Raw genomic sequence first — 2,761 nt, 5'->3', positions numbered from 1 at the left:
TCCCTATACTCATCATCAATTTTTGTTTTCGAATGATTTACGTAAATGATATCTTTTGACCAATATAATAGAGTAAGCGCCATGCCCGCTCCCGCATTTCCGCCTCCGATGACAACGGTTTGCTTATCCATGATCTCATACCCATCACAATCAGGGCATATATATGTGGATGTCCCAAGGGTCGGATAGATGTTTTTGATTGGAGGAATGTTATCGGTAATGCCAGTACCAAGAAAAATCATTTTGGCTTCATAATCCATGTCATTCTTTGTTCGGATAAAAAACTTGTCCTGCTTTTTTTCAAGAGATTTCACTGTATCATCCAAGAATTCGACACCGAATTTTTCAGCGTGCTGTCTGCCAAGCATCCTTAATTGTTTGCCGCTTACCCCATCAGGCCATCCAAGAATGTTATGGTAAGCCTTGGCAATGGAAGATCGGCCTTGAGCAGAATCAATGACGATAATATCATGTTTATATCTTCCGAGCTGGATGGCTGCCTGAATACCGGCTATCCCTCCACCAATAATAATGCAATCTGCTTGTTTCATGAATTCACCGCCCATAAATTTGGAATAAACCTAGTGTTATTCTATCTGTAAAAAATATACCACTAGTCTCTGGCGCTTAAACAAAAAAGGAGGGAGTCCGCAGCTGGCGGAACTTCCTCCTTCCTTTCATTCCAATGTCATTGATTCTGTATTGGTTCAAGCCATTCTTGTGCCCAATTTTGAATTTCGTTCATTACCGGTGCAAGTGCCTTTCCTTTTTCAGTTAAGGAATATTCAATCCTGACCGGTGTCTCTGGATATACGTCCCTTTTAACAATACCTTCAATTTCCAAGTCCTTTAAACGTTCAGAAAGAATCCTGCCGCTTATCGGGAATGCCGATTCAATATTACAAAACCGTTGAGGGCCATTAAGTAATTGATTGACAATCAAGCCAGTCCAGCGTTTACTCAAGATTTGCATTCCTTTTTCAAATCGTGGACAAAGTGTCGTATTATTCATCATATCACCTCATTATTAATATATTATAATCCATTTACCTTATATGTAACAACTTTACCGATAATTATTTAGTTACTAGAGATGTTATAGTATAAGAAATTTATGAGCTTACTTAAAGTATCATGAAAAGTAATCCGCCTCTGAATTGCCACATTTAAAAAAAATGCGCTTTTAAAAAATTGTGTTTTTTAGAGATACAATGAAAAATATGTTATTTTAATATTATAGTCAAAGTTTTGCAAATGGAAGGATCCGTGGAAATGATGAATGATTTACTGCAAGAGGCCGTATCCTTTATCAGGACAAGTTATCCTGAATTGTTGAAAACGGAAGAGGACATAAATGGAAGGATCGAACAAATTAACGAGGAAATAAATGAAACAGGCAGATATGAACATACATATGAAGAATTGGTATATGGTGCTAAATTAGCTTGGCGTAATAGCAATCGTTGCATTGGGCGCTTTTTTTGGGAATCGCTGAGGGTGATTGATAAAAGGATGATTCAAAGCGAAGAAGGAATAGTATCGGCTCTCTTTGAGCATATCGAATATGCTACGAATAATGGGAGCATCAGACCTGTGATTACAATTTTTAAACAGAAAGATCATGATCGAAAAGTGGATATTTGGAATCATCAGCTCATTCGATATGCAGGATATGAGACGGAACATGGCGTAATCGGTGATTCAAGTTCAATCGAATTCACCAAGCAATGTATGGCATTAGGATGGGAAGGGAAAAACGGACCTTTCGATATTTTACCCCTTGTAGTCCAATTGGACGGTAACCCCCCTAGTTTTCATGATATACCTGAAAGCCTCGTTAAAGAAGTCCAAATCACCCACCCTAAGCTAAAATGGTTCAAAGATCTTCAAATCAAATGGTATGCGGTTCCAATCATTTCCGGCATGAGATTGGAAATTGGCGGTATTACTTATTCGGCTGCGCCATTTAATGGGTGGTACATGGGAACGGAAATCGGTGCCAGAAACCTTGCGGACGAAGAACGCTACAATATGCTGCCGGCAATCGGGGAGAGAATGGGCTTGGATATTAAGCGTGATTCGAATTTATGGAAAGATAGAGCCCTGATCGAACTGAATGAAGCAGTCCTTCATTCATATAAAAAATACGGAGTCAGCATCGTAGATCACCATACAGCAGCTAAACAATTCAAGAAATTCGAAGAAAAAGAAGCCTCTTGTGCCCGGAAAGTAACGGGGGACTGGACCTGGTTGATTCCACCGGTGTCCCCAGCGACGACACACGTTTTTCATCAGCCATATAGCAATGAAATAATGAAACCTAATTTCTTTTATCAAAATCCTCCATATAAATAAAGGTTTAAATTAACTGGCGTGGGGTATAGATATAGCAAGTCAATAAATAAGGGGGAAGGTAATGATGGCATTAGGAAAAAACGTTGTATTAATAGGAGTCGGAGTTGCCGGAGTCTCATTTTTATCGAATAAAACGAATAGAGGAAAAGTGAAGGACATATGGTCCAATGCAAAAGCAAAAGCAGTAGGTTTTTGGAATAGGAAGGCTTCCGAGCTGGATCCCGTAATTGAAAAGGCAGGTCATCCTGATCCATATGATCATGACGATAATAAGATGGTAGATGAAGGCGCCATGTATGGTGTTCACTATTATAATAATGTGAAGCATGGATAATGCAAACAGATTCGCTTGGGTATCCCCAAGCGTTTTTTTATTATATTTTTCAAATTTAAAAATCAGATAATT

General features: G+C 38.8%; 4 protein-coding genes. 2 read left to right on the top strand and 2 right to left on the bottom strand.

What is annotated here, in order from left to right; all coding sequences use genetic code 11:
• Positions 1 to 551: NAD(P)/FAD-dependent oxidoreductase (locus ACFVSH_RS25110; RefSeq protein WP_387708462.1), on the bottom strand; the 551-nt coding region annotated here is incomplete at its 3' end.
• A 137-nt stretch (positions 552 to 688) separates the two neighbouring features.
• The gene (gene catR, locus ACFVSH_RS25105) at positions 689 to 1,012 is read right to left on the bottom strand and encodes a catDE operon transcriptional regulator CatR (RefSeq protein WP_048678030.1); all 324 of its coding nucleotides are present in this window, start codon (positions 1,010 to 1,012) and stop codon (positions 689 to 691) included.
• A 260-nt stretch (positions 1,013 to 1,272) separates the two neighbouring features.
• Here catR and ACFVSH_RS25100 point away from each other — a divergent pair, with 260 nt between their 5' ends.
• Positions 1,273 to 2,355, top strand: coding sequence for a nitric oxide synthase oxygenase (locus tag ACFVSH_RS25100; protein ID WP_387708460.1), 1,083 nt, complete (start codon positions 1,273 to 1,275; stop codon positions 2,353 to 2,355).
• Positions 2,356 to 2,416: 61 nt separating this feature from the next.
• On the top strand, positions 2,417 to 2,689 hold the full coding sequence (locus tag ACFVSH_RS25095; RefSeq protein WP_387599200.1) for a hypothetical protein: 273 nt from the start codon (positions 2,417 to 2,419) through the stop codon (positions 2,687 to 2,689).
• The last annotated feature ends 72 nt before the right edge of the window (positions 2,690 to 2,761 follow it).

The sequence above is a fragment of the Peribacillus sp. NPDC058002 genome (genome assembly GCF_042886655.1).
Lineage (GTDB): Bacteria > Bacillota > Bacilli > Bacillales > DSM-1321 > Peribacillus > Peribacillus aracenensis.
This window is presented reverse-complemented; position numbering and strand designations above follow the sequence as displayed.

Bases quoted from the DNA above. Each gene is read 5' to 3' on its own strand.
- catR (WP_048678030.1), bottom strand. From the start codon at position 1,012: ATGAATAATACGACACTTTGTCCACGATTTGAAAAAGGAATGCAAATC.
- ACFVSH_RS25100 (WP_387708460.1), top strand. From the start codon at position 1,273: ATGATGAATGATTTACTGCAAGAGGCCGTATCCTTTATCAGGACAAGT.
- ACFVSH_RS25095 (WP_387599200.1), top strand. From the start codon at position 2,417: ATGATGGCATTAGGAAAAAACGTTGTATTAATAGGAGTCGGAGTTGCC.